The 3136-nt window shown below is 69.3% G+C and carries 2 protein-coding genes and 1 pseudogene; 2 read left to right on the top strand and 1 reads right to left on the bottom strand.

Annotated features, from left to right (window positions below):
* Nucleotides 1–359: pseudogene (locus I55_RS14840) on the bottom strand (hypothetical protein); the annotation flags it as partial.
* 385 nt (nt 360–744) lie between these two features.
* Here I55_RS14840 and I55_RS39045 point away from each other — a divergent pair.
* Complete coding sequence (locus I55_RS39045) at nt 745–2406, top strand: methyl-accepting chemotaxis protein (RefSeq protein ID WP_049974148.1); 1662 nt, start codon at nt 745–747, stop codon at nt 2404–2406.
* Nucleotides 2407–2913: 507 nt separating this feature from the next.
* The coding region (locus I55_RS14830) for a flavin reductase (protein ID WP_199902600.1) at nt 2914–3136 on the top strand (223 nt) is incomplete at its 3' end.

Genomic DNA, 3136 nt, shown 5'->3' with positions numbered 1-3136 from the left:
GCGTTTCCAGGCTGGTGGCGCGCAGGGACCAGCCGGCAGGGTCGGGCCGGGCGCAGGCGGCCAGGGCCTGGTCGCTTGAACAGGGCGTTCAGCCCCGGATCGTTGCCGGCGCTGCGCCCCGGCCGCCGCGTCATGCCGAAAGCCGTCAGCCGCGCCCGCCTGAACCGGGGCGGATCGGCAAAGAAGGCGTCGTCCGTCGGGTTGGCCCCCGGCCAGCCGCCCTCGATATAGTCGATGCCCAGCGCATCCAATTCCCGCGCGATCGCGGCCTTGTCGGCCGCGGTGAAGTCCACGCCCTGGGTCTGCGCGCCGTCGCGCAACGTGGTGTCGTACAGGTAGATGCGGGTGCGGTCGGTCATAACTAGGCCAAATAACGAAACGGAGTTGCGACAATGGCCCATTTGACGCAACGAAGCAACCTTGCCAACCCCCAGGAGCGGGCATGGCGGCCCTGCCGGCCCCGTACCGCCCGACGGAACACCCGACGGAACGCCCGGCGCCCGGCCAAAAGGAACGTCGCCCCGCCGGTCATCCATCAAGCGTTAACCAATAATTAATAAATAAACTTGCATTCAGGGTCTTGTGCCAAAGAGTATATTGAATAATATCCACGTCCCAACGCCACCGGCTTCGCCCCGGCGCGCTCCCCGCGCCGTCCCCTCGCCTTGCCGGGCGCCCTCATCGCGACCACGCCGGCGTCGACACCTTCAAAAAACGGCAGAACAGGAAAACGGGGCCTTACCCATGCGCCTTACCCCCAAGCTATTGCTTCCCGTGGTCGGCATGGCGGTGATCGCCGGCGTCCTGGTCATCGCCGGCCAGATCGGCCTGCGGCGGACGGCGGCCATCTCCCACACGCTAGAGGAGGCGCAGGCGGTGATGGTCCAGGCGACGGAGGTCCGCGCCCTCAGCCGCGCCATCCAGCGCGACGCCCTGAACACCATCCTGGAACCGGCGGCGGCGAAAAAGCCCTTCGCCGACCGCGCCCTGAAGCGCGTGGGGGAGATGCGCGCCCTGGTGGCGGCCTTGCAGCCGCGATTGCCGGCGGGCGGCGCCATGACCACCTTCACCCGCGACCAGGAGGCGGTGATGCGCGAGGTGGAGGCGGTGGTGAAAACCGCCCTGGCCGGTGACGACGCGGCGGCGGCCACCCGCTTCCGCGAGCAGGTCCGCCCCCGGGAACGCGAGGCCTCGACCCTGACCGACGGCTTCATCGACGACCAGGGCCGGACGATCGTGGCGCTGACCGCCGAGGCGGCGCGCGTGCGGGCCCAGACCGGCCAGGCGCTGGCCTGGACCGGCGCCCTGGGCGTGGCAGCGGCCCTGGCGGGGGCCAGCATCCTGGGCCTGCGGCTGGTGGTGCGCCCCCTGGCGCGGCTGACCGCCACCACCCGCGCCATCATCGCCGGCGACCTGGCCGTGGCCGTGGCCGCCACCGACCGGGGGGACGAGCTGGGCGACCTGGCCCGCGCCCTGGCCGTCTTCCGCGACAACGCGGCGGCGATGCGGCGGCTGGAGGCAGAACAGGCGGCCCTGCGCACCCAGGCGGAGCGGGAGCGCAAGGCGGCCCAGACGGCGGTGGCCGACGCCTTCGAGGCCCAGGTGGCCGGCCTGATCGCCGCCCTGGCCACGGCGGCGCGCGAGATGCGGGGCACGGCCGACGCCATGGCGGACGCGGCGGGCGTCACCCGCGACCGCTCCCACGCCGTCGCCGGGACGGCGGTGCAGACCTCCGCCAACGTGCAGATGGTGGCGACCGCGTCGGAGCAGCTGGCCGCCACGGTGCAGGAGATCGCCCAGCAGGTCGACCGCTCCCGCCGGCAGGCCCAGGACGCCATCGCCGATTGCACCACCTCGGCCGAGGTGGTGGGCCAGCTGACCGACAGCACCGCCAAGATCACCGAGGTGGTGGGCATGATCGCCGGCATCGCCGCCCAGACCAACCTGCTGGCCCTGAACGCCACCATCGAGGCGGCGCGCGCGGGCGAGGCCGGCAAGGGCTTCGCCGTCGTGGCGACGGAGGTCAAGGCCCTGGCGACCCAGACCGCCCAGGCGACGGAGGACGTGACCGACCAGGTGCGGCGCATCCAGACCCTGGCCGAGCGCACCGCCACCGCCATCGCCGGCATGCGGGGCGCCATCACCGGCATGGCCGACATCGCCCTGGCCATCGCCTCGGCCGTGGAGGAACAGACCGCCGCCACCCGCGAGGTGGCCCGCGGCATCACCGAGGCCGCCAGCGGCACCGAGGACATGTCCCGCGACATCGCCCAGGTCAGCGCCGCCGCCACCACCACCGGCAGCGCCGCCACCCAGATCAAGGGCACCTCCGGCAAGCTGGCGGAACACGCCGACGTGCTGACCGGCGCGGTGGAGCGCTTCCTGGGAACGGTCAGGGCGGCGTGAGTCTCCAAATCAAGGAACACGAGCCCCTGAAGGCCCTGCTGGCGGCATCGCCTGGGTGGAGAAGGCCACTCGCCCAACCCTGCAGGCAACGCGCGACCTGGGTTGATGGTCCGCGCGCCTTACAAATGGTGTGAGATAGCGAATAAGCTCAGAATGAAGGGTGAGGCGAACCGCCAAACTTCAGCCCGGCTTATTGCATATTTTAACTAGATTTTCACCAAATAGTGCAAAAATCTAGCGCCGCACCGCAACTGCGAGAGAAGACCGCTGCCCAAATATCGGCGAGATTTGCTTAGTGCCTGTTTCAGCCATTTCGTCGGAAAGGCTCAATTCCAGATAACCCCTATCTCTCGCACAAACGGGCGATTGCCTGGTCGATCAAATCGGCTACAAAGGCGGGGGCAATTCGGCTGCAGGCCTTATTTCCCGTCATTCTCGATAGGGCCTACATGACTCCACGCGATTTCTTTGCCAAATGACAGCCTGCGGAACGCCGAGGAGACGGGCATGTTCGTCTGGAACCTGGCCACGCGCGATCTGGCGGAACAGATGAACGCGACCAGCGCGCCCGTGCCCTACGGCACCGATGAATTCCAGCTGGCGGGACTGACCCCCCTGGCCGGCACACACGTTGACGTGCCCCGCGTGGCGGAAAGCCCCGTCCATTTCGAATGCCGTGTGACGGACATCCACCGCCTGCGCCGCCACGACGGCAGTCCCGTCGATCCTG

The organism is Azospirillum sp. B4, assembly GCF_000333275.1.
Lineage (GTDB): Bacteria > Pseudomonadota > Alphaproteobacteria > Azospirillales > Azospirillaceae > Nitrospirillum.
The sequence above is the reverse complement of the archived record's forward strand: the minus strand, read 5'-3'. Positions and strand labels throughout refer to the sequence as shown.

What these genes read in the sequence shown, in the direction of transcription:
- I55_RS39045 (WP_049974148.1), top strand. Translation starts at nt 745, where the DNA reads ATGCGCCTTACCCCCAAGCTATTGCTTCCCGTGGTCGGCATGGCGGTG.